Origin of the sequence: Flavobacterium sp. 20NA77.7 (assembly GCF_031326205.1) — a bacterium.
Taxonomy (GTDB): Bacteria; Bacteroidota; Bacteroidia; order Flavobacteriales; family Flavobacteriaceae; genus Flavobacterium; species Flavobacterium nakdongensis.
On the sequence record NZ_CP133721.1, the window covers coordinates 2,174,221 to 2,195,974 of the forward strand.

The window sequence follows — 21,754 nt, forward strand, 5'->3', positions numbered from 1 at the left end:
TTTTTTAATTACCAGGAAAATTCGCTTTCCTTTTTTCTAAAAACGCTGTTGTTCCTTCTTTAAAATCTTCTGTAGCAAAACAAGCTCCAAAATTTGAAATTTCAACTTCATAGCCATTTTTACCATCTGTATAATTTGCATTTATTGAAGCAATAGCTTTTGCAATAGCCACACTTGAATTAGAAGCTATTTTTATAGCTATGCCTTTTGAAAAAGAAAGTAATTCTTCTTGAGTCACTACATGGTTAACTAAACCGTAACTCTTTGCTGTTTCTGCATCAATCATTGATGCTGTTAAGATTAATTCCATGGCACGACCTTTACCAACTAATTGTGCTAAACGTTGTGTGCCTCCATAACCAGGAATAACCCCTAAAGTAACTTCAGGCAACCCCATTTTTGCATTTGTTGAAGCTATTCTAAAATGACAAGACATAGCTAATTCTAAACCGCCACCTAAAGCAAATCCATTAACCGCTGCAATTACCGGAGTGCCTAAATTTTGAACAAAATCAAACAACAATGCTTGACCTTTTGCTGCTAATTCTTTTCCTTCTGTTTCAGAAAAATGAGCAAATTCAGCAATATCTGCTCCTGCTACAAAGGCTTTTTCGCCACTTCCTGTAACAAGAATTGCTTTTATTGTTTTGTCGTTATCTAACTCGTTAAAGGCATGATGTAGCTCCTCAATTGTAGCCTTATTTAATGCATTTAATTTTGTAGGTCTATTGATTGTAACAATAGCTACATTTTCTTCTTTTTCAATTAAAATATTTTTCATACTAATTAATTTAATGGCAATTCAATACTAAATGTACTTCCTTTACCACGTTCTGTACTTACCGTTATAGTTCCGTTATAATTTTCTACAATATTTTTAATAATAGCTAATCCAAGACCCATTCCACTAGATTTTGTAGTGAATTTTGGCTCAAAAATCACTTCTTTTTGTTCATTTTCAATACCTACTCCGTTGTCCTGAACTGATAATATAATAGAATTATTTGATTTTATTAATTGAACTACAACTAATTTTTCTTCTTGTTCTTCAGGAATAGCTTGAATAGCATTTTTAACTAAATTAGTAGTAATTCTAATTAACTGCGATTTGTCATAATTACCAAATATTACCGTTTCGTTGGAGTTAAATAAGATATACTCTTCATTAAAAATCTCTAAGGCCATTTTGATTATTTTGACCACATCTACTAATTCATTTTGCTGAAGTGGCATAGACGCAAAATTTGAAAAAGCACTTGCAACAGCTGTCATTGTATCTATTTGCTGAATCAAAGTTTCGGAATAATCATTTAGTTTTTGAACATTCTGAGGGTCCGTGGGATTAAATTTTCTTTGGAAATTTTGAACCGTTAACTTCATTGGTGTTAAAGGATTTTTAATTTCATGTGCCACTTGTTTAGCCATTTCTCGCCAAGCGTGTTCTCGTTCGCTTTGTGCTAATTTTTGTGCGCTTTCTTCTAATTTGTCAACCATTAAATTATACGAAAGAATTAATGAATTAATTTCATGATTCCCTGGTTGTAAAGCTAGTTTTTCATTGCGCTGATTCAATTTCGTTAAGGCTAATTTTTGCGAAATTTGAGTAAGTGATTTGGTTATGTTTTTAGATAAAAAATAAGACAACAAAATTGAGAAAACAAGCATAGCGAAATAAACTTGTGCATATCTTGAAAGGAAATTTCGAACTTCTTCATCATAAAAATCACTGTTTTCAACATAAGGTATATTTAAAATGGCAATGTTCTTTAAATTGGCGTCTTTTATATAAGTATATGACGTTTTAACTACAGTACCATTTGCTTCTTCATTTGTTTCTACAATCCTTTTTTCATTAGAAGTTTCTAATTTTTTTAGAATTTTTTTAGACAATTTTGGCAGGCGTTTACCTTTTTTTAATGCTGTTTTTGAGGAAATTAACAATCTTCCTTTTAAATCATAAAAATTAATTTCTAAACTATGAATATCTGAAAGTTCATGAATTCGGTCTTTGAATAAAACTGAAATTGTTTTTGCCGTAACGAATTGATCTGTATTAAGTAAAATGTAATCAATGTGTTCTTTTATAGCATTTTCTTTTCTAGACAAGCGTTCTTCATGATATTCTTTGGCTTCATATCTAAAATGAATAAGCGATACGACTGATATTAATACCGATGAAAAAACAGTAAGAAAAAGCATCGACAAAAAAATCCTTTGGCGAAGTGTAAAAGCATGTTTTTTAAACCCTTTAATCACGTTTTTCTCTTATTTTTTTATATAACTTATATCCTAACATTAATACCATCGAAAATATAACGATACCTATAACACCAAAAATCCAGTTGATGGCACTTTTTACAATTATTAAAAAAACTACTGCAAAAAGGATAAGCGTTGCGCCTTCGTTCCAAATTCTAAAAAAATTAGACGTGTGTTGTACTTCATTTTTTTGTAAAGCTAAAAAAATCTGATGGCATTTGAAATGATAGCAATACAATAAAAATACAAAAACTAATTTAACTTGAAAATAAGTCGCAAATAATAAGCCACTATTCAAATGCAACATTAAAAATGCAAAAATACTCGCTAATATTGCACTAGGCCAAGTTATAATATACCATAACCTGTATTGCATAACTTGATATTGCTTAATTAAAATGCTTTGTTCGGACTCCTCTTTTTGTTTGGCTTCTGCATGATACACAAATAACCGCACCATATAAAACAATCCGGCAAACCAAGTAACTATAAAAATAAGGTGAAGGGCTTTTAAGTAAAGATACAACTGCTCCATTTTTATTTATTTTGAAAATCTTTAATCCAATTACTTAAAGTTGCCACCCAATCCTCTCTATCATTTAAACAAGGTATAGCTAAAAAATCTTCTCCTCCATTTTCTTTAAAACTGTGAGCGGCTTCCATGCCAATTTCTTCCAATGTTTCCAAGCAATCTGAAACAAAAGCAGGTGTGGCGACAGCTAGTTTTTTTATGCCTTTTTGTGCCAATTCATCAATTGTGGCATCTGTATAGGGTTGTAACCAAGGGTCTCGACCCAGTCTTGACTGAAATGAAGTGCTATAAGTTCCTTCTTCTAGACCTAAAGCTTCTGCTACTTGTCTAGTTGTTTCATAACACTGGTGACGGTAACAAAATTCATGGGCAGCGGAAGATGTAATACAACATTGACCATCTATTTTACAATGGCTTTTTGTTACATCCGATTTTTTAATGTGTCGTTCAGGTACACCATGATAAGAAAACAAAATATAGTCTGGTTGAAAAGAATTTTTGTATTCTTGAATTGAGGCTGCTAAATTTTGAATATACTCTTTTTTATTATAAAAGGCGGGCAGGCTTTCAAGTTGTAACGTAGGAAATTTTTCTTCAACCAATTGTTGCGCTAAAACCAATATAGTTTCAGTAGTAGCCATAGCAAATTGTGGATATAATGGAACAATCATAACATTTGTAACTCCTTGATTTACTAATTGTTGTAATCCAAATTCTAAACTAGGATTACCATATCGCATAGCCAATGCTACAGGAAGTTCTATTTTCTCTTGTACTTTTTTATGTAATCGTTTTGACAACACAATTAATGGCGAACCTTCGGGCCACCAAATTTTTCTATATGCTTTAGCCGATTTTCTTGGCCTAGTATTTAAAATAATTCCTTTAACTAATAATGCTCTTACTAAATACGGGATATCTATTACGCGCTCATCCATTAGAAATTCTCCTAAATATTTTTTTACATCTTTAGTCGCTGTACTGTCTGGTGAACCCAAATTAACTAATAATACGCCTTTTTTCATCTTCTATTTATTTTGCTATACTTAATGATAATAAATACTTCTTAGGGGTGGTGCCAAATTTTTTCTTAAACGCAGCAATAAAATGACTCGAAGTGCTGTAACCTACTTTTAAGCCTACTTCATTTACATTATACGTGCCAGAATCTAACATTTTTCGAGCATAATCCATTTTATAATCAAATAAAAAATTAAAAACTGTGTCGCCATAAATTTGCTTAAATCCCACTTTCAATTTTTTTAACGAAATACCTACTGAATCGGCTAATTCTTGCAGACCCGGTGGCTCTGCCATATTTGAAATAATTAATTCCTTTGCTTTTTTAATTTTTAAAACATTTTCTTCATCAATTAAAAAAGGACAATACTCGGCATTAGGATCTTCATTACTATTAAAAAACAAGCTAAGTAATTCATAACTTTTGCCTTTTAAATATAAATTTTTAATACTCGAATTTTGATTGTAATTAAAAATTTGATTCAATACAATTGCCATTGAAGGGGTAATATCTTCCTCTCCATAATATTTTTTTTCTAAATTAGAAGGACTTAAAAATGGAATTACTTCAGCTTCAGATGAAAAAAGAGCATGGAATTTTTTAATGGAAACGAGAACTGATATAACCCACGATTTGGGAGAAATTTCTAAATGTAAAGGCAATTCTTTCTGGGGATTATACAACAGTAAAGCTTTTTCTTCTTTTAATTCCAACGCATAATTACCGTTATTAAAAATAAATTTTCCTTTTCCTTTTACATTAAAATGAAATTGAATTAAACCTGTTTCGACTTGTTTTTCAAAACGTTCGGTAATTTCCGTATCATTTTGAAAACGCAAAATGGTAAAATCCTGTTCAATGTTTAGTTCTTCAAAAGACCTCATAGCGTTGTTTTTTTAATCTATTTATTTGGTTTTGAATGCTTTTTTATTTAAAACGATTCTAAACAAAAGAAATCAAACGAATTGATTTTGGTGCAAATTTAAAATAAAATAACTGTTTAAGGTCAGATTATTTTAAAAAATCTCGAAACGACACAAAAAGTACTTTTAGCGTTACTTTTTCCTTTTTAATCAATTTACTTTTGTGTCACTTTTAGGACGAGCGAAAATATGAACCATACAAATGTAGTTAAACATACTTCTTTTTATGCTGTAGGATTAAGTTACAAAAAAGCAGACGCAGAAATTAGAGGTAATTTTAGTTTAGATGAATACGCTAAAATGCAAGTTTTACATCAGGCAAAAAACGAAGGCATTGAAAGTGTTATTGCTATTTCAACATGTAACCGCACTGAACTATATGGTTTCGCACAGCATCCTTTTCAATTAATTAAATTATTGTGCGACAATAGTCAAGGTACCGTAGAAGATTTTCAAAAAGTGGCCTACGTGTATAAAAGCACAGAAGCTATAACGCATTTATTTAAAGTAGGAACTGGACTTGATAGTCAAATTTTAGGAGACTTTGAAATTATTGCCCAAATCAAGAGTGGTTTTGTGCAAAGCAAAAGCTTAGGTCTTGCTAATGCCTATATGGAGCGATTAATAAATGCAGTAATTCAAGCCAGTAAAAGGGTAAAAAATGAAACTGAACTATCTTCAGGAGCTACTTCTGTATCCTTTGCTTCTGTACAATATATTTTTAAAAATGTTGCAGATATTGCACACAAAAACATTTTATTATTTGGAACAGGAAAAATAGGTAGAAACACCTGCGAAAACTTAGTAAAACACACCAAGCACGAACAAATCACCTTAATTAATCGGACAAAAGATAAGGCAGAAAAATTGGCTAAAAAACTAAACCTCATTGTAAAAGATTATGCCGATTTACAATTAGAAATTCAAAAAGCTGACGTATTAGTGGTAGCTACAGGTGCACAAAATCCAACAATTGATAAATCTATTTTAGCATTAAAAAAACCCTTATTAATTTTAGACTTATCTATTCCTAAAAACGTAAATGAAAACGTGCAAGATATTCAAGATGTAACGCTCGTACATCTTGATAATTTATCACAAATCACTGATGAGACATTAGAAAACAGAAAAAAACATATTCCCGCTGCCGAAAAAATTATTTCAGAAATTAAAGAAGAATTTATTACGTGGACAAAAGGAAGAAAATATGCGCCTACTATTCATGCTTTAAAAGCAAAACTTAATGCAATTAAAGAAGCCGAAGTAAATCATCATAAAAAGAAATTAGCTAATTTTGATGAAGCGCAAGCCGAATTAATAACTGCTCGCATCATTCAAAAAATCACAAGCCATTTTGCCAATCACTTAAAAGATGAAAACACAGCCGTGGAAGAAAGTATAGAATGGATTGAACGTGTTTTTCATATCGAAACCTCAACAAAATGAAAAAAAACATAAGAATAGGAACCCGAGACAGTCAACTAGCACTTTGGCAAGCACATACAGTTGAAAAATTACTAAATGACCTAGGTTATTCAACTACAATTGTTGCTGTTAAATCGGAAGGAGATTTACAAGTCACCCAACCTTTATATGAACTTGGTATTACAGGAATTTTCACTAAAACGTTAGACATTGCCTTGCTAGAAGGAAAAATTGATATTGCGGTTCATTCCATGAAAGACGTACCCACTTCCTTACCTGAAGGAATTGTTCAGGCGGCCGTTTTAGAAAGAGGAAACACTACAGACATTTTAGTTCACAAAGGGAATTTAGACTTTTTAGAAAAAAATGCGACCATTGCGACCGGAAGTTTGCGTCGTCAAGCACAATGGCTACATAAGCATCCTCAGCACACCACAGTGGACTTAAGAGGAAATGTAAATTCACGTCTGCAAAAACTGAAAGACAATGCTTGGCAAGGAGCTATTTTTGCAGCAGCTGGTTTAGAACGAATTAATCTAAAACCTGAGCATTATATCAATTTAGAATGGATGACTCCCGCTCCTGCTCAAGGCGCTATGATGGTTGTCACATCGGCTGAAGATACCTATTGTTTAAATGCGTTAGCTGAAATTAATCATGTGGAAACAGAAATTTGCACCTACATTGAACGCCAATTTTTAAAAACGTTAGAAGGAGGTTGTACCGCTCCTATTGGCGCATTAGTAACCTATAATGAAAAAGATGATGTGTTGCATTTTAAAGGTTCATTATTCAGTTTAGATGGTAAAGAAAAAATTGAAATTGATAAAAATTTTGAACTAAAAGATTGGAAAAAACTAGGACACAACTGCGCTGTCGAAATTTTAGAAAATGGTGGTAAAGAACTAATGAACACAATTAAAACACAATTAAAAAAGTAACTGTGAAAGAAAGCATCGGCATACTAGCAACTAAAAAATTGGCTCACAATCAAAAACAATACTTGCTAAATGCTAATTTTAAAGTAATTGACGAAGATTTTATTCATATTCAACCCATTGCTTTTGAAATCAAAAACACGAATGATATTTTAATTTTTACGAGTCAAAATGCCGTTCTTAACGTTCTTACCCATAAAGAGGAGTTCATTCATAAACCTGTAATTTGTGTAGGCGAAAAAACGAAAAACATACTACTCGAAAATGGTTTTTCTGTAGTTTGTTTTCAGCCTGAAGCTGCCGAATTAATTGGAAGTATTGAAAACGAATACATGAATAATAGCTTTACTTTTTTCTGTGGTACATCAAGGTTAAACACGATTCCCAATTTTTTAAGAGAAAAAAGCATCAAACATGAAATTATTGAAGTTTATAAAACTATTGAAACGCCCCTAAAAATTAATTCGAAAATGGATGGCATTCTGTTTTTCAGTCCATCTGGGGTTACAAGTTTTATAAAAGAAAATGAAATTACAGACGAATGCTGTTTTTGCATTGGAACTACTACAGCAAAAGCGGTTGAAGCCTATTCAAAAAACATTGTAATTGCAAATCAGCCTACGGTTGAAAACGTAATTATTCAATGCATACATTATTTTAAATCAACAAAAAATGATTAAAAACGACCTTTTTTTAAGAGCCTTAAATAACGAAAAAGTAGAGCGTCCACCAGTTTGGATGATGCGCCAAGCGGGAAGATACTTACCTGAATTTAGAGCTTTGCGTGACAAATACGATTTCTTTACGCGTTGCGAAACACCAGAATTAGCAGCTGAAATCACCGTGCAACCCATTCGTATTGTGCAACCTGATGCTGCCATTTTGTTTTCGGACATTTTGGTCGTACCACGAGCGATGGGTATTCACGTAGAATTAAAAGACAATTTAGGGCCGATAATTCCGAATCCAATTCGTACTATGGAGCAAGTGAATCAAGTATTTATTCCAAATGTCAACGAAACGTTAGGATACGTTTTTGATGCGATTAAATTGACCAAAGAAATGTTGAACGATGAGGTGCCATTGATTGGCTTCGCTGGTTCACCATGGACGATTTTTTGTTATGCAGTGGAAGGAAAAGGTTCTAAAAGTTTTGATACGGCTAAAGGATTTTGTTTCTCCAATCCAGTAGCGGCGCATACTTTGTTACAAAAAATTACCGATACGACGATTTTGTATTTAAAAGAAAAAGTAAAAGCAGGTTGTAATGCCATTCAGATTTTTGATTCTTGGGGAGGAATGCTTTCTCCTAAAGATTATCAAGAATTTTCATTTCAATATATCAATCAAATTACTGAAGCTTTAGCAGAAATAACTCCAGTTATTATTTTCGGAAAAGGGTGTTGGTTTGCTTTAGGCGAAATGGCAAAATCAAAAGCTTCGGCTTTAGGAGTAGATTGGACCTGTTCGCCAAGAAATGCCCGTTATTTAACAGGAGGAAACATTACATTACAAGGAAATTTTGATCCGAGTCGTTTACTTTCGCCAATTCCAACCATCAAAAAAATGGTACATGAAATGATTGATGAATTTGGCAAGGACAATTACATCGTCAACTTAGGTCACGGAATTTTACCAAATATTCCTGTGGATCACGCAAAAGCATTTGTCGAAGCCGTAAAGGAGTATGGTAAATAATGAGAAAAGTTTATTACATATTATTCATTTTGTTAGGAATTATTCCAGCAACCTTTTTGCTAATTATGATTTTGATCTCTGGTATATTTGGCGCTGCTTTATCAGGAAAAATTAGTTATTTAATTCAAATGTTTTTAGGTATTAGTGGCTATTTAGGATTGATATCGCTTTTACGAGGACTGAAAAAAAAATATTACAAATTGAATTTGATTTTACTTGGATTGGGATTTTTAGGGTTTAATATGTTTCTCTTTTTTGATGAAGAAATGACTAATCTTTCGAGAAGAATTCTATCTGGTAAAGGAAGTTTAGAACAATTGTCACAATATGTATTTCCAAATATTGTAATTCTGACTTTTGTTGTCATTATTTCAATAAAAATGTATAATGAGAAAAATGAAAAATAAATTCTACACCTACATACAAACCCTACAAGATCAAATCTGTAAAGGATTAGAGGGTATTGATGGCGTTGCTAAATTCCGTGAAGATCTTTGGAACAGACCTGAAGGAGGCGGAGGAAGAACACGTGTGATTGAAAACGGGCATGTTTTTGAAAAAGGTGGCGTAAATATTTCAGCGGTTCACGGGAAATTACCTGATTCGATGCAAAAATTATTCAATGTAGGCGAAGCCGATTTTTTTGCCTGCGGATTGAGTTTGGTGATTCATCCTAAAAGCCCAATGGTGCCAACGGTGCATGCCAATTGGCGTTATTTTGAAATGTACGATACTTCGACAGAACTCAGTACAGGAGAACGGAAAGTAATTAATAGTTGGTTTGGTGGCGGACAAGATTTGACGCCCTATTATTTGTTTGAAGAAGATGCGATACATTTTCATCAAACGTGTAAAACAGCTTGTGATAAACATAATCCTGATTTTTATCCAAAATACAAAAAACAATGCGATGATTATTTTTGGAACGCACATAGAAATGAAGCGCGAGGAGTTGGAGGTTTATTTTTCGATTATCTAAAAGCGACCGAAGAACAATCAATGGAAGATTGGTACAATTTTGTTACTGAAGTTGGGAATTCATTCCTTGATGCTTATTTACCAATTGTAGCAAAAAGAAAAGACTTGCCTTATACAGCTGAGCAACGCACTTGGCAAGAAATTCGCCGTGGTCGTTATGTCGAATTTAATTTGGTTCACGACAAAGGCACGTTATTTGGCTTAAAAACCAACGGAAGAATTGAATCGATTTTGATGAGTTTGCCGCCTCACGTGCAATGGCATTATGACCATCATCCTGAGATAGGAAGCGAAGAAGAAAAATTAATAATCGTATTAGAAAAACCTATAAACTGGGTATAAAAAAGCTCCTTAAAAGGAGCTTTTTTTAGGTCTTATTTTAAAAATTTTACCAGGTCTAACGTTTGTATAATTATATTTTTGTCATTAAAGTTAGAATTAAGTTCCATTTCAAATGTCATTTTATTATCACTTATTTTATTTGAGGAATAGCATTTTATATTTTTAAACTGATTACTTAATTTCATCATTTTTTCTTGGTCTTTACCTAAATTCTGATTTACGAAATAGCTGTTCATAAATTGCGCTATATCAAAATTTCCAACAAAATAATTGTTTGAAAGTTCTTTTTTTACTTGTTTAGCAAATGCGGATTTTGAACCATTATTTAAATAATTTAGTCCGTTTGTCAGAACCAAAACGTCTTTGTCTTTAAAAATAACTACGTTCCCTAAATCTTCTGTTTTAGTAACAACATAATAATTATTCTCTTTAGTTAATACTCTTTTACGAACTCCTAAATTTAAAAGTTTTTCACTCATTGTTGGATGAGAGGAGGTCATAATAAACGTAAAAACAGGTCTGGTTTTTGTGATTTTTCGTTCCTCTGCTTTTTCTTCATAATCATCACTGTAAGCAGGCACTGTATAGGTTGATTCATATTGTTCTACCGCATGAAGAAACATTGAAAAGTCACCATCAAAAAGTGTTGCGGATGCTTTTTCATCAATAAGTGTGCTAAATAAATCGGTTATAATTTCTCTATCTTCACTTTCAAAAGGCATAGTGGCTAAAAATTGATCCATAATTTGGGGATAATTTTTCAACACTTCTTCTGTATTTGAATGATAAGTCATATATCCTAACGGTTCATTTTTAGGAAAATAATTAAAGACATTTTTATTTGGTTTTTTAGCAATTATTTTTTGCATAATAGTTGCTAAAGACGGCGCGTATTCTATTGTTTGCACCATTTTTGCTTTATCATTTTCAAAATAGAAATCGGCATTCATTCCCTTGATACTAGCTGTTTTTTCAGCCGATGCTAAATTTGGTTTATAACCTTTAAACAAATAGGGTATTGATGCAAATTTCTCATAGATAGCTTGATAATTTAGCCACATTGAAATAGCCGAATCTGTATTAACTTGACTAGAAACAGGCATAACAAATCCGTTTTTAAATAAGGCATCTAACTGAATCTCTTGCTTAGCTATTTTTTTATTTCTTTCTTCCTGTTGCGCTTTTTTCATTGACTCTAAATAGGCTATGTATTCTTCATCATCTTCCTCTTCTTGTTCAGTATCTTCTACCGGTACAGCAACTTGTTCGTCTACTTCTTCGCTTGTTTTTTCTTCACTAATTATTGGCGCATCTGTCGTTGTCTCCTGTACATCATCCGACACATATTCGTCAGGTGCTTCTTCTACTAACACGGCGGTTGTGTCTGCATATTCTGCTTGAGAGTCTAAAGCATATTGGGTAGTTGTGATTCCTGTTAATTCATAGATAACTAGATGTTCATTATTCCATCCTATTGTAAAAGAACTGTTTTTGGGTGTATAATAACAATATTTTGATGCATTTATTGAGTTTGCACAAGTTATTTGGGTTTTAAGTGTATCATATGCATTATTATTTTCTTCAGCAACTCTATCAAAAAAGTAAGCGCTTAGGTCTTTATTGTCTTTAATAGGGAAAGAAATTTGATAATACGGAATACTATCTGTAATATTTCCATGCATAACAACTGCTTTTGATTGATCCATAAAAGACATCAAATCTTTTAATTTATAATTCAATTCTTGTTTGTTGAACGTTTTGAATGTATCGTGATTAAACATACTATCTAAACTTACTTTGTCGGCAAATTTTGACATATTAAATTGAATGAAATAATCGTGTTTCGATAGGTTGCTTTGACCAATTAAGAAAACGGGTAAAAGAACTAAAAAATAAAAGGCTTTTTTCATGTTTTTAAGGTGTGAGTGTAATGGAATTATTCATAAGAGCAGTGTTTTTTAATACGCTCCAAATATTTTGTTTTAAAACAACTGTTTTTTTTGTTTTAGAAATTTTACTACCCGTATTTTGTACCGAAGCTATGTCTTTATCAAATGTGTAAATAGCTGTGATATTTGCTTTTAATAAATCTTCTTTTTTATCTTCGTCTTTAATGAGATTGGCAGGAAAAGCATAAGCGGCTATTCGTTCAAATTTTTCATTATCCGCTTTAAAATGAACATGTTTACTTTTTTTGTCTAAACTGTTGAGCACCTTGTTAAGTGTTTCTATAGAATTATACGAAAAATTCATTTTAAATATATAATTTTTAAAATCATAACTCGACGAAATTTTAGAAACGCCTTTAATTTTTGAAGCCTTATTTCTAAAATTAGCTAATTTAGACTTTATTTCTTCTTCACTAGGAATACTAACTCCGTCAACTTCTCCTAGCGCAATAGCCGTTCTAACTTTAATCCAAGATGCTGAAAAGTCGATTACTAAACTATAATCGCCGCTATTGTCTTTTTTATGTTTTAGTACTTCTGTTATTTCAAAACAGCCCGTTAATAAAAAACATGCTAGTAATACAATTGCTTTTTTCATACTACAAAAATAGAATTATTTATTTATGATTTCAGTTCTTTTTAAAAATAATGAATTCATGAAAAAATTGTAACTTTACACCTAATTTTTTTGAACATAAAAGTATGTTTCCATTACACAGAGGTAGAAGATTACGAGTAAATGAATCAATAAGAAGTTTAGTTCGTGAAACGAGTTTAAGTCCAGCCGATTTTATGTTTCCCATGTTTATTGCAGAGGGAGAAAATATACTAGTCGAAATACCATCGATGCCAGGAATTTTTCGCCGTTCGATTGATTTAACGGTTAAAGAAGTCCAAGAATTATTCGATTTAGGGATTCGTGCTGTGAATATTTACGTCAAAGTAAGTGAAGATTTAAAAGACAATACTGGCAAAGAAGCTTGGAATCCAAACGGATTGATGCAAAGAGCTATCCGTGCCATCAAGGCGGCTTGTCCTGAAATGATTGTGATGCCTGATGTGGCTTTAGACCCCTATTCGATTTATGGTCATGACGGAATCATTGAAAACGGCGATGTAGCGAATGATGCTACCAACGATGCCTTAGTAAAGATGGCAGTTTCGCATGCCCAAGCAGGTGCCGACTTTGTAGCGCCAAGTGACATGATGGATGGTAGAGTGTTGCGCTTACGCCAAGGATTGGATGCAGCAGGTTTTCACAACGTGGGAATTATGAGTTATTCGGCGAAATATGCTTCGGCATTTTATGGTCCGTTTCGCGATGCTTTAGACAGTGCACCAAAAGAAGCCGATGTCGATGCTGAGCCTGTCGAAGTACCAAAAGACAAGAAAACCTACCAAATGGATTATGCCAATCGTATTGAAGCGGTAAAAGAAGCCTTATGGGATGTGGAAGAAGGAGCTGATATGGTCATGGTAAAACCTGGGATTGCCTATTTAGATATTGTTCGGGAAGTAAAAAATGCCGTAGATGTTCCCGTAACGGTTTTCCATGTTTCGGGAGAATATGCTATGATAAAAGCAGCAGCCGAAAGAGGTTGGCTTGACCACGACAAAATCATGATGGAGCAATTAATGTGCATCAAAAGAGCAGGTGCAAATTTGATTTCGACCTATTTTGCAAAAGAAGCAGCCATTTTATTAAACAAAAAATAGACTACTTATGAAAGTGTATTTGCAATTCCTTTTGATAGTATCATTTGTTTTAAATCTCATTAGTTGTGGTAAAAAAACAGAAACGGATGCCATGGGGAATCCTGTTGAACAAAAGGAAACTTCAGTAAATCAAACACCTGAAGAATTAGGTAAAGAATTATTTGAAGGAAAAGGAACTTGTGCTACTTGTCATCAAGCAAAAGCAAAAGTGATAGGGCCAAGCATTACAGCAATTTCAAAAATTTATAAAGATAAAAAGGCGAGTATTGCTTTATTTTTAAAAGGCGAAGGTGAACCTTTAGTGGACCCAAGCCAATATGAAATCATGAAAGCTAATTTTGCCATCACAAAATCCATGACAGATGAAGAATTAGACGCGCTTGAAACCTACATGCTCAGTGTGAAGTGATTTTTGAATTACGATTTGGGATTTACGATTTGGGATTTACGATTTGAAGATTTGAAAATGTGGTAATGAGATGATAATCAAATAAGCCAATAACTTTGTGAATCTTTGTGGAATTTTGTGCTCTTTGTGATATAGCTCTCTCGATTTACGAATTGGAAATTTAGTAAAATTTTGAACCCCAAACCTTATGATTTAATCTCTTTATACCAATCATTTAAATTGGGATAAATGGCTTTTGCTACTTCTTGAATAGGCAAATACAAAGCCGATTGCTGTATCGTTTCTTTAGAAAGAAAATAGTTGTTTACATTTATTTTTGCCATTAGATTAAGTAAAACACTGATAGTCAGCATCATTTTTAACACACTAAGCACCGCACCTCCTATTGTATTTAACCAACCCAATGCTGCAAAATGAGCAATTTTTGTGATACTTTTGACTAAAAAATGAATCGCGACTAAAACCAACACAAATGTGAGTGCAAATGCAACAATTTGAATAAAAACAGGATTCCATTTTACTAACTTTTCTAAAAATTCTCTTGTATAAAACGAAAATTTTAACGCAATAAACACACCTAAGAGTAACGAAAAAAGAGAGGCTAATTCTATAAAAAAACCATTTCTAAAACCCTTATAAGCCGCATACCCTAATGCACTTGCTAGTAAAATATCTATCCAACCCATTTTTATTTTTTTTGCAAAATAGCGAGAAATTGACAAATAAAAAATTGTTATACTATCTTTGTCAAAAATTATAAAATGTCAAGAGATACACAATTGAAAGAAAGATGGGAGCAATTGGTTCACTTATTATCTGCTAAATTTTCAGATGGTGATCCTTTAGATTTGGAGGGTATTATCTATTTAATAGGCGTTCAAGAGTTAGGAAAACCCAATCAAACGTTTAAAAAAGACGAAAAAGTAAATCTCATGCATATTGCCATTTGCAGACTTTTAGAACCGTATGGCTATTATGAATTTGACTATTTTGACAAAGAAGGTTGGCCACATTATAAAGTAAAAGCAGAATTGCCTCCATTAAAAGCAGGCGAGCAATCAATTTTGATGAAAGAAGCTGTTGTTTCTTATTTTATTGAAAAAGAGCTGATTAAATAAGCCTTCGTTTTTACTGCCGCGATGGAAACGGCATCCTATCCAAGTTGGCAACGAGTGGAATAAACAACTTGGATAGATAAAGTGAACAGCGCGACAATTTGTTTTATGAAAATCTATAGTTGTGCAGCTAAATAAAATAAAAAATATTCCTTAAAATTTACTAATTTTGCCCCAATTAGAATAGGCCATGATTAATACGATTAAAGAACATATTAAAGAAGTACAAGCTTTTCAAGCCACTACAAAAGAGCAACTTGAAGAATTTCGTATCAAATATTTAGGTGGAAAAGGTGTTGTAAAAGAAATCTTTGCTGCATTTAAAAGTGTACCCAATGAAGAAAAGAAAGCATTTGGACAGGCTATTAATGAGTTAAAAAATGCGTCAGAAGAAAAGGTTAAAACACTACAAGACGCTTTAGAATCTAAAGAAGACGTTAAAGGAATTTTTGGTGATTTAACACGTCCTGGGGCTCCGTTTGAAATAGGCTCTAGACACCCAATTTCTTTAGTGAAAAATCAAATTCTTGATGTGTTTTCCACTATTGGGTTTAATGTTTCTGAAGGACCTGAAATTGAAGACGATTGGCATAATTTTACAGCGTTAAACTTGCCAGAATACCATCCGGCAAGAGACATGCAGGATACCTTTTTTATACAAACCAATCCAGACACATTGTTACGCACACATACCTCATCAGTACAAGTGCGTTATATGGAAAATAACACACCGCCTATTCGTACAATTTCGCCAGGAAGGGTCTTCAGAAATGAAGCTATTTCGGCGCGTTCGCATTGTATTTTTCATCAAGTTGAAGGGTTATACATTGACAAAGATGTTTCTTTTGCTGATTTGAAACAAACGCTTTTATATTTTACCAAAGAGATGTTTGGAAAGTCAAAAATAAGGTTGCGTCCTTCCTATTTTCCCTTTACTGAGCCAAGTGCTGAAGTAGATATTTACTGGGGCTTGAAAACGGAAACAGATTATAGAATTACAAAAGGAACTGGTTGGCTTGAGATTATGGGTTGTGGTATGGTTGATCCTAATGTATTAAAAAATTGCGGTATTAACCCTGATGAATATTCTGGTTATGCCTTTGGTATGGGTATAGAGCGTATTGCGATGTTGTTGTACCAAATAGGTGATATTAGAATGTTTTATGAAAACGATGTGCGTTTCTTAGAACAATTTAAAAGTAGTTTATAATAAAAATCCCGCTTCAGCGGGATTTTTTATTTTTGAAAGTAGCACAGAATAAATTTATCCGAAGTTAAAAATCATGGTAAAGATAATGAGACTCCTCCTTATGTCGGAGTGACAAACTAGCTGAAAATAATGGTTTTATCTATTCTTTTTTTACTTAAAGTATTCCAACATCATTTGAATTTTAGCCGGTAGTTCTGCTACGCCTAAACTTGTCCACAAGATAAACAATGCAAGAAGTCCTTTTACCCAAAAGGGAATTGTATAATTTGTCTTTGCTTTTAGTTGAGTTGAAAAGAAAGGATAATAAAGCAACGCAAGCAGCAGGACAAAAAGACCATAAAAAGGGTCGTTACCAAAAAAGATATTGATAAGCGAAATAGCCGTGAATAAGATACCTAATAGCAAGCTTATACTATTTAATAGTGTGGTTTTCATTTTGGTTGTTTTTTTCAAAAGTAATAAGTAAATACATATACCAAATAGATTTAATGTTTATTTAACTCATACTTTTAAAAAAACCCGACACTTTCATGTCGGGTTTTTAACTCTTGTGAATAAAGTTACTTAATTACGCCTAATTGTTGTAAAAAGCTCATGTTGTCCATAAAATCTTGTTCTTCTACAATTTTGCCATCAACAATTTTAGCTATGGTACAGCCTTCAATATCTACCGTTTTTCCTGTTGGCTTAATACCAGCAAAGTCACCCGTATGTGTTCCTTTAAATTGCCAATGTTTTACTAATTTTTCGCCATCTGCAAACATCGTTTTAACGGTAAATGTTCTATTCGAAAAACCTGTAACAAAAGCTGAATAATAGGCTTTAGCATTTTTAATTCCTTTAATTTCAGGAACTGTATGCAATACAATTTTTTCTGAATAAGCAGTATCTAAAACTGCTACTTTTCCTTCATTAATAACTTGATCCCATACTTTCGTATAAAAATCTACATTTTTTTTAGATTGAGCGGCTTTTTTATCCGCTTCGGTTTTACATGCTGTTAGAAAAAGTACAGCAAACACTAGGATTACAATTTTTTTCATATTTTATTTTAATAAGTTGATTAACAAATATATATATTTTATTTTTAAATTAATTATTTAGACAAAAATATGTATATCTTTATGACACTATAATAAAACTTTATTTCATGAAAAAAATTTCTTTGTTGATAATATTTATAAGTCTATTTTTTACTTCCTGTATACCATTCCGAACCCTAAATTCTACAACGTATATTAAACCGAAAGAATCATTTTTATTAGGAAATAATACCCACGGAAAATTTTCAGTAAAAGTCACTAACACTTCTGTTACACCTATAACAATATGGAAATGCCCAATAGATGGTGGAAAGCATTCTCCACTAACACTCAACCCATCAACCACAATAAAAGTGAAAGTAGAAAAGAATACAGCGCTAAAAATTGAAAATGACTCGGAGGAGCAAATCTCAATTCAACTTAAAGTTAGCGGTGATATTGGACTGTCGATGGGGTATCAAAAATAATAAAACAAAAAAACCCGACACTTTCGTATCAGGTTTTGTTTTGCTCCCCCTCTTGGGCTCGAACCAAGGACCCTCTGATTAACAGTCAGATGCTCTAACCAACTGAGCTAAGGAGGAATCACCTCAAAGGTTTATGTTTTGCTAAAAAGTTGCTCCCCCTCTTGGGCTCGAACCAAGGACCCTCTGATTAACAGTCAGATGCTCTAACCAACTGAGCTAAGGAGGAAGGTATTTGTCTTTTTAGCGAGTGCAAATATAACTGAAAATTTATATTCGCAAAAATATTTCCATACTTTTTAAAAATTATTTTTTACTGATAATTTCAACAATCCATTGATAAATATCTTTTCCAAAAGTAAGCGCCATCAACGAAAGTAAAATAACCATTCCGGCTGTTTGCACATAGCCTGCAGCCTTATCGGATAATTTTTTACCTGTCACCATTTCAACTATAGTAAACAAGGCATGTCCCCCATCAAGACCAGGTATGGGTAATAAATTCATAAAAGCTAAACCTATCGAAAATAGCGCTGTAAAATTCCACACAAATTCCCAATCCCATGTGTCTGGCAATTGACGTGCTATACCAATAGGGCTTTTTACTTGTTTATACGCTTCTGTTTTAGGTTTTAGTATTAATTTAAACTGTTTTACATTGTATACAAGCATTTGCCAAGATTCTTTTACCGCTGCTGGTATGGCTTCAGCTAAAGATAATTTAGTAGTGATTTGGAAATCTAACTTGTCTTGTGTAGTAGGAATAAATCCAAGTTTACCTTCAGCATTAACTTTAACCTTAATGTCTTTTACTTGTTTATTACGTTCAATTGTTAGAGCTATGGAATCATTTTTGTGACTCGCTAAATCGGTTGCAAAAACGTCAAAAAATGAAAATTTTTGGCCATTTAGTGCCTTTATAACATCTCCTTTTTGAAGTTTCGCTTTTGCGGCTTCGCTATTTGGTGTAACCGAATCAATACTAATTGTTTGTAATCTGGGTTTTACGAAGTTTTTACCTTCTGAACCCAATATTAATCCTTTTTGTTCGTCTGTTAAATGTAAAACGACCTTTTGTCCGTTTCTGTCTAATACCACTTCATTACCTAAAAGTACGTCAATGATTAACCAATTAAATTTAGGTTGTGTTTTTCCGTCAACACTTACAATTTTGTCGCCATTTTTAAACCCTACTTTTTCACCCACTTCGCCAAAAGCTAATCCTTTTTCTTGGATTTTTTCGGTGGCAATGTATTTTTGTCCCACAGTGGCATACATAACGGTATAGATAAACCACGCTAAAATAATGTTTACAATTATTCCGCCTAACATTACAATAAGTCTTTGCCAAGCTGGTTTTGAACGAAATTCCCAAGGTTGTGCTTCTGATTTCATTTGCTCCGTATCCATGCTTTCATCAATCATTCCTGCAATTTTAACATAGCCTCCTAAGGGTAACCAACCAATACCCCATTCCGTGTCGCCTATTTTCTTTTTTACCAATGAAAAACCAACATCCATAAACAAATAGAATTTTTCTATTCTCATTTTAAATGCTTTTGCAGTTATATAGTGTCCAAATTCATGAAGTATAACTAATACGGAAAGAATAAATAATATCTGCGCTAATTGAATCATTTTGTGCTATTTTGGTTTAAAAGACAAAAGTAAGGTTTTCACCTTACTTTTTTAAACAAATTTGTATTCTACTTATTTTTTTATGAAACTTTTATGAAATACGCCTTCAGACGTTTGAATTTCTACCCAATGAAGCCCAACAGATAGAGCGCTTACATCTAAATCTTTTGAAAAATAATTTCCCTCTAACTGACCTAGCGCATTCACTATTTTCACTTCTATTACATCTATATTTGTAGGCAATTGAATATGCAATTCATAGGCTGTTGGAACAGGGTATAAAGAAACTGTATCATTTAATTCAAACGATTCATTTCCTAACGTTACTGTATTATTTTTTGAAATGATGTGTTTATTTGGATCAAATTGAACGCCAGTAACTTCAAAAGGAACGGACACAATAAATGATTCTCCATTTGTGGTATTATTTACAATCACATCATGTGTTTGTCCGCCACTTCCTAATAAACGAATAGGTAAAGGCATCTCAAAATAACTCACGCTACTATGTGACTGCGTTTGATTCACTGTGATTTTTGCTTGTCCTTGTGCCCAGTTTTGAGCCGTAATTGCATAGGTAGGATATCCTTGATTGTAAATCCAATCGTTGAAAAACTCAGTCAAACTGCTACCATACACAGCTTCTAAATGTGATTTTAAATTTGCCGTTACTGCGTATCCATAAGCTAAAGCCGGATCTGCTAAATAATTTTTTAACGCTTGGAAAAACATTGTATCTCCTAATTTCCATCGCAACATATGCGTAACCATGGAACCTTTATCATACGTAAGTCTAGAAGAAAATATTCTACCTACATTTGTTAAATCACTGTCTTGTAGGTATACATAACCCGAAGTTTGAGAAGTAATATTATTTATTTTTCCATTTTTCCAAGACACAAAAGAAGTTGCGCCATCAAGATTTTCAACAACCAAGCCCGACATATATTCTGTGATTCCTTCGTTTAGCCATATATCTTTCCATGTTCCGCAAGTAATTTTATCACCAAACCATTGATGCGCCATTTCATGAGCAATTAATCCTCTTCCAAAACTACCCATAAAGGAAACGGTAGTATGTTCCATTCCTCCTCCCCAGCCAAATTGCGCGTGACCATATTTTTCATTTCTGAAAGGATAGGGTTCTAATAAAGATTCATATAAATTAATGATGGTGGGAGTAGTACCTAATTGTGTTGCTGTTGTTGCTGATGCATACGTTTCTGGATATATATAATTTACTATAGGGAAATAAGGACTTGCCAATGTTCCTAAACCACCTTGTTGGTTATAAATTTGATAATTTGTCACTGCAATAGCTACTAAATAAGCCGGAATAGGATAATTATGTTTATAATAAGTTGTTTTTGAATTTCCTGTTGTGACTTCGCTTTGTTGGAAGCCATTTGCAACACTTACATAAGTTGAAGGCGCAGTAATATAAATGTCAATACTGTTTATTTTATCATTTAAATCTTGTTTACAAGGCCACCAATCTCTAGCGCCATATGGCTCTGACAATGTGTATAAAACTGGCGTTCCATTGTGTACATCCGTTGTAAATGCTGCTTCTCCTGTAGGAGGTACTCCTGAATAAGTAATGGTTACAGTAGCACTTGAACCAGCAGCTAATGTATTAGGGAGATTAATTACCAATTCATAATTAGCTTGTGTGAAAGTCAAATTTGTGTTGTTCATAGTTACACTACTCACAGTAAGTGCCGTTGCCATATCAAAAGTAACTGTACTGATAGTAGATAAGGCTGTAAATGTTGTTTTTACTGCTCCGCTAATGCTATAAACGGCCGGATCTACTGTAAATCGGAGTTCGTGATAGGTGATGTCGTAATTTTGCGTATTTGGGTTGACTTGAAAATTTAACAACGCCGACGCCGATTTCATTTCGGCCTCAGCAATAGATGAACTGCTTTCAATATTTTGACCAAAACCCAACGTAAAATTGCAAATAAATAGTAATACAGCTATTCTTCTCATAATTTGACCTAATTAAACAATGGGCTAAATTAACAAAAAAAAAGTGTAATCTAAATTTTGTAATCATTTCATCACTAATTTGGTAATTGTTTTTTAGAA

Annotated in this window: 23 protein-coding genes and 2 tRNA genes; 11 read left to right on the forward strand and 14 right to left on the reverse strand. The window is 32.9% G+C overall.

Going from position 1 to position 21,754, the window contains the following annotated elements:
* Positions 1-4: 4 nt before the first annotated feature.
* The 5 genes from RF683_RS09680 to RF683_RS09700 are packed head-to-tail and all read right to left on the reverse strand — an operon-like array spanning position 5 to position 4,696.
* Positions 5-787, reverse strand: coding sequence for an enoyl-CoA hydratase/isomerase family protein (locus tag RF683_RS09680; RefSeq protein WP_309533170.1), 783 nt, complete (start codon positions 785-787; stop codon positions 5-7).
* Positions 787-2,199 carry an ATP-binding protein gene (locus tag RF683_RS09685; protein ID WP_309532085.1) on the reverse strand — a complete coding sequence of 471 codons (1,413 nt, stop codon included), beginning with the start codon at positions 2,197-2,199 and terminating at the stop codon, positions 787-789. The genes RF683_RS09680 and RF683_RS09685 overlap by 1 nt, the downstream gene beginning before the upstream one ends.
* Before the next feature lie 49 nt (positions 2,200-2,248).
* A complete protein-coding gene (locus RF683_RS09690; protein ID WP_309532086.1) occupies positions 2,249-2,794 on the reverse strand; it encodes a CopD family protein in 546 nt (181 codons plus the stop codon).
* Positions 2,795-2,796: 2 nt separating this feature from the next.
* Complete coding sequence (hemH, locus tag RF683_RS09695) at positions 2,797-3,816, reverse strand: ferrochelatase (RefSeq protein ID WP_309532087.1); 1,020 nt, start codon at positions 3,814-3,816, stop codon at positions 2,797-2,799.
* Positions 3,817-3,823: 7 nt separating this feature from the next.
* Positions 3,824-4,696, reverse strand: a complete 873-nt coding sequence (locus tag RF683_RS09700; protein WP_309532088.1) for an AraC family transcriptional regulator — start codon at positions 4,694-4,696, stop codon at positions 3,824-3,826.
* A gap of 228 nt (positions 4,697-4,924) precedes the next feature.
* Here RF683_RS09700 and hemA point away from each other — a divergent pair, with 228 nt between their 5' ends.
* Genes hemA through hemF form a run of 6 tightly spaced genes read left to right on the forward strand, consistent with a single transcriptional unit; the run spans position 4,925 to position 10,116 of the window.
* Positions 4,925-6,181: a glutamyl-tRNA reductase gene (gene hemA, locus RF683_RS09705; RefSeq protein WP_309532089.1), complete on the forward strand. Its 1,257-nt coding sequence runs from the start codon at positions 4,925-4,927 to the stop codon at positions 6,179-6,181.
* Positions 6,178-7,101, forward strand: coding sequence for a hydroxymethylbilane synthase (hemC, locus tag RF683_RS09710; protein ID WP_309532090.1), 924 nt, complete (start codon positions 6,178-6,180; stop codon positions 7,099-7,101). The genes hemA and hemC overlap by 4 nt, the downstream gene beginning before the upstream one ends.
* Positions 7,102-7,103: 2 nt before the next feature.
* Positions 7,104-7,778 (forward strand): uroporphyrinogen-III synthase, encoded by a 675-nt coding sequence (locus RF683_RS09715; protein WP_309532091.1) that lies wholly within the window; start codon positions 7,104-7,106, stop codon positions 7,776-7,778.
* Entirely contained in the window at positions 7,771-8,796 is a 1,026-nt protein-coding gene (hemE, locus tag RF683_RS09720; RefSeq protein ID WP_309532092.1) for a uroporphyrinogen decarboxylase, read from the forward strand. The genes RF683_RS09715 and hemE overlap by 8 nt, the downstream gene beginning before the upstream one ends.
* A complete protein-coding gene (locus RF683_RS09725) occupies positions 8,796-9,203 on the forward strand; it encodes a hypothetical protein (protein WP_309532093.1) in 408 nt (135 codons plus the stop codon). The genes hemE and RF683_RS09725 overlap by 1 nt, the downstream gene beginning before the upstream one ends.
* The gene (gene hemF, locus RF683_RS09730; protein ID WP_309532094.1) at positions 9,193-10,116 is read left to right on the forward strand and encodes an oxygen-dependent coproporphyrinogen oxidase; all 924 of its coding nucleotides are present in this window, start codon (positions 9,193-9,195) and stop codon (positions 10,114-10,116) included. Before RF683_RS09725 ends, hemF begins: the two co-directional genes overlap by 11 nt.
* A 32-nt stretch (positions 10,117-10,148) precedes the next feature.
* Here hemF and RF683_RS09735 read toward each other — a convergent pair whose 3' ends face one another.
* Complete coding sequence (locus RF683_RS09735; protein WP_309532095.1) at positions 10,149-12,026, reverse strand: hypothetical protein; 1,878 nt, start codon at positions 12,024-12,026, stop codon at positions 10,149-10,151.
* 4 nt (positions 12,027-12,030) lie between these two features.
* A complete protein-coding gene (locus tag RF683_RS09740; protein ID WP_309532096.1) occupies positions 12,031-12,663 on the reverse strand; it encodes a hypothetical protein in 633 nt (210 codons plus the stop codon).
* A 104-nt stretch (positions 12,664-12,767) separates the two neighbouring features.
* On the opposite strand from RF683_RS09740, the gene hemB reads away from it, so the two are divergent.
* Entirely contained in the window at positions 12,768-13,781 is a 1,014-nt protein-coding gene (hemB, locus tag RF683_RS09745; RefSeq protein ID WP_309532097.1) for a porphobilinogen synthase, read from the forward strand.
* A 7-nt stretch (positions 13,782-13,788) separates the two neighbouring features.
* Positions 13,789-14,190, forward strand: coding sequence for a c-type cytochrome (locus RF683_RS09750; protein ID WP_309532098.1), 402 nt, complete (start codon positions 13,789-13,791; stop codon positions 14,188-14,190).
* 185 nt (positions 14,191-14,375) lie between these two features.
* On the opposite strand, the gene RF683_RS09755 is transcribed toward RF683_RS09750, so the two are convergent.
* On the reverse strand, positions 14,376-14,876 hold the full coding sequence (locus RF683_RS09755; protein WP_309532099.1) for a CvpA family protein: 501 nt from the start codon (positions 14,874-14,876) through the stop codon (positions 14,376-14,378).
* A 75-nt stretch (positions 14,877-14,951) separates the two neighbouring features.
* Here RF683_RS09755 and RF683_RS09760 point away from each other — a divergent pair, with 75 nt between their 5' ends.
* Complete coding sequence (locus RF683_RS09760; RefSeq protein WP_309532100.1) at positions 14,952-15,308, forward strand: hypothetical protein; 357 nt, start codon at positions 14,952-14,954, stop codon at positions 15,306-15,308.
* A gap of 187 nt (positions 15,309-15,495) precedes the next feature.
* Entirely contained in the window at positions 15,496-16,515 is a 1,020-nt protein-coding gene (gene pheS / locus RF683_RS09765; RefSeq protein ID WP_309532101.1) for a phenylalanine--tRNA ligase subunit alpha, read from the forward strand.
* A gap of 150 nt (positions 16,516-16,665) precedes the next feature.
* Here pheS and RF683_RS09770 read toward each other — a convergent pair whose 3' ends face one another.
* Entirely contained in the window at positions 16,666-16,950 is a 285-nt protein-coding gene (locus RF683_RS09770) for a hypothetical protein (RefSeq protein WP_309532102.1), read from the reverse strand.
* Between the two features lie 125 nt (positions 16,951-17,075).
* A complete protein-coding gene (locus tag RF683_RS09775; RefSeq protein ID WP_309532103.1) occupies positions 17,076-17,558 on the reverse strand; it encodes an ester cyclase in 483 nt (160 codons plus the stop codon).
* A gap of 107 nt (positions 17,559-17,665) precedes the next feature.
* Between RF683_RS09775 and RF683_RS09780 the strand changes: the two genes are divergently transcribed.
* On the forward strand, positions 17,666-18,025 hold the full coding sequence (locus RF683_RS09780) for a hypothetical protein (RefSeq protein ID WP_309532104.1): 360 nt from the start codon (positions 17,666-17,668) through the stop codon (positions 18,023-18,025).
* A 43-nt stretch (positions 18,026-18,068) separates the two neighbouring features.
* On the opposite strand, the gene RF683_RS09785 is transcribed toward RF683_RS09780, so the two are convergent.
* The 4 genes from RF683_RS09785 to RF683_RS09800 form a co-directional block, all read right to left on the reverse strand.
* Positions 18,069-18,142 (reverse strand) — tRNA-Asn (locus RF683_RS09785).
* Positions 18,143-18,177: 35 nt separating this feature from the next.
* A tRNA-Asn gene (locus tag RF683_RS09790) sits at positions 18,178-18,251 on the reverse strand.
* A gap of 77 nt (positions 18,252-18,328) precedes the next feature.
* Positions 18,329-19,660, reverse strand: coding sequence for an RIP metalloprotease RseP (gene rseP / locus RF683_RS09795; RefSeq protein WP_309532105.1), 1,332 nt, complete (start codon positions 19,658-19,660; stop codon positions 18,329-18,331).
* Positions 19,661-19,732: 72 nt separating this feature from the next.
* Complete coding sequence (locus RF683_RS09800; RefSeq protein ID WP_309532106.1) at positions 19,733-21,655, reverse strand: M1 family aminopeptidase; 1,923 nt, start codon at positions 21,653-21,655, stop codon at positions 19,733-19,735.
* Positions 21,656-21,754: the final 99 nt, after the last annotated feature.

Excerpts from the sequence above, each read along its gene's own strand:
- RF683_RS09760 (WP_309532100.1), top strand. The coding sequence starts at position 14,952 with ATGTCAAGAGATACACAATTGAAAGAAAGATGGGAGCAATTGGTTCAC.
- hemC (WP_309532090.1), top strand. The coding sequence starts at position 6,178 with ATGAAAAAAAACATAAGAATAGGAACCCGAGACAGTCAACTAGCACTT.
- RF683_RS09685 (WP_309532085.1), bottom strand. The coding sequence starts at position 2,199 with ATGCTTTTTCTTACTGTTTTTTCATCGGTATTAATATCAGTCGTATCG.
- RF683_RS09690 (WP_309532086.1), bottom strand. The coding sequence starts at position 2,794 with ATGGAGCAGTTGTATCTTTACTTAAAAGCCCTTCACCTTATTTTTATA.
- RF683_RS09740 (WP_309532096.1), bottom strand. The coding sequence starts at position 12,663 with ATGAAAAAAGCAATTGTATTACTAGCATGTTTTTTATTAACGGGCTGT.
- hemA (WP_309532089.1), top strand. The coding sequence starts at position 4,925 with ATGAACCATACAAATGTAGTTAAACATACTTCTTTTTATGCTGTAGGA.
- RF683_RS09735 (WP_309532095.1), bottom strand. The coding sequence starts at position 12,026 with ATGAAAAAAGCCTTTTATTTTTTAGTTCTTTTACCCGTTTTCTTAATT.
- hemE (WP_309532092.1), top strand. The coding sequence starts at position 7,771 with ATGATTAAAAACGACCTTTTTTTAAGAGCCTTAAATAACGAAAAAGTA.
- RF683_RS09770 (WP_309532102.1), bottom strand. The coding sequence starts at position 16,950 with ATGAAAACCACACTATTAAATAGTATAAGCTTGCTATTAGGTATCTTA.
- RF683_RS09700 (WP_309532088.1), bottom strand. The coding sequence starts at position 4,696 with ATGAGGTCTTTTGAAGAACTAAACATTGAACAGGATTTTACCATTTTG.
- RF683_RS09800 (WP_309532106.1), bottom strand. The coding sequence starts at position 21,655 with ATGAGAAGAATAGCTGTATTACTATTTATTTGCAATTTTACGTTGGGT.
- hemF (WP_309532094.1), top strand. The coding sequence starts at position 9,193 with ATGAAAAATAAATTCTACACCTACATACAAACCCTACAAGATCAAATC.
- hemH (WP_309532087.1), bottom strand. The coding sequence starts at position 3,816 with ATGAAAAAAGGCGTATTATTAGTTAATTTGGGTTCACCAGACAGTACA.
- pheS (WP_309532101.1), top strand. The coding sequence starts at position 15,496 with ATGATTAATACGATTAAAGAACATATTAAAGAAGTACAAGCTTTTCAA.
- RF683_RS09780 (WP_309532104.1), top strand. The coding sequence starts at position 17,666 with ATGAAAAAAATTTCTTTGTTGATAATATTTATAAGTCTATTTTTTACT.
- RF683_RS09755 (WP_309532099.1), bottom strand. The coding sequence starts at position 14,876 with ATGGGTTGGATAGATATTTTACTAGCAAGTGCATTAGGGTATGCGGCT.
- RF683_RS09775 (WP_309532103.1), bottom strand. The coding sequence starts at position 17,558 with ATGAAAAAAATTGTAATCCTAGTGTTTGCTGTACTTTTTCTAACAGCA.
- rseP (WP_309532105.1), bottom strand. The coding sequence starts at position 19,660 with ATGATTCAATTAGCGCAGATATTATTTATTCTTTCCGTATTAGTTATA.
- RF683_RS09750 (WP_309532098.1), top strand. The coding sequence starts at position 13,789 with ATGAAAGTGTATTTGCAATTCCTTTTGATAGTATCATTTGTTTTAAAT.
- hemB (WP_309532097.1), top strand. The coding sequence starts at position 12,768 with ATGTTTCCATTACACAGAGGTAGAAGATTACGAGTAAATGAATCAATA.
- RF683_RS09725 (WP_309532093.1), top strand. The coding sequence starts at position 8,796 with ATGAGAAAAGTTTATTACATATTATTCATTTTGTTAGGAATTATTCCA.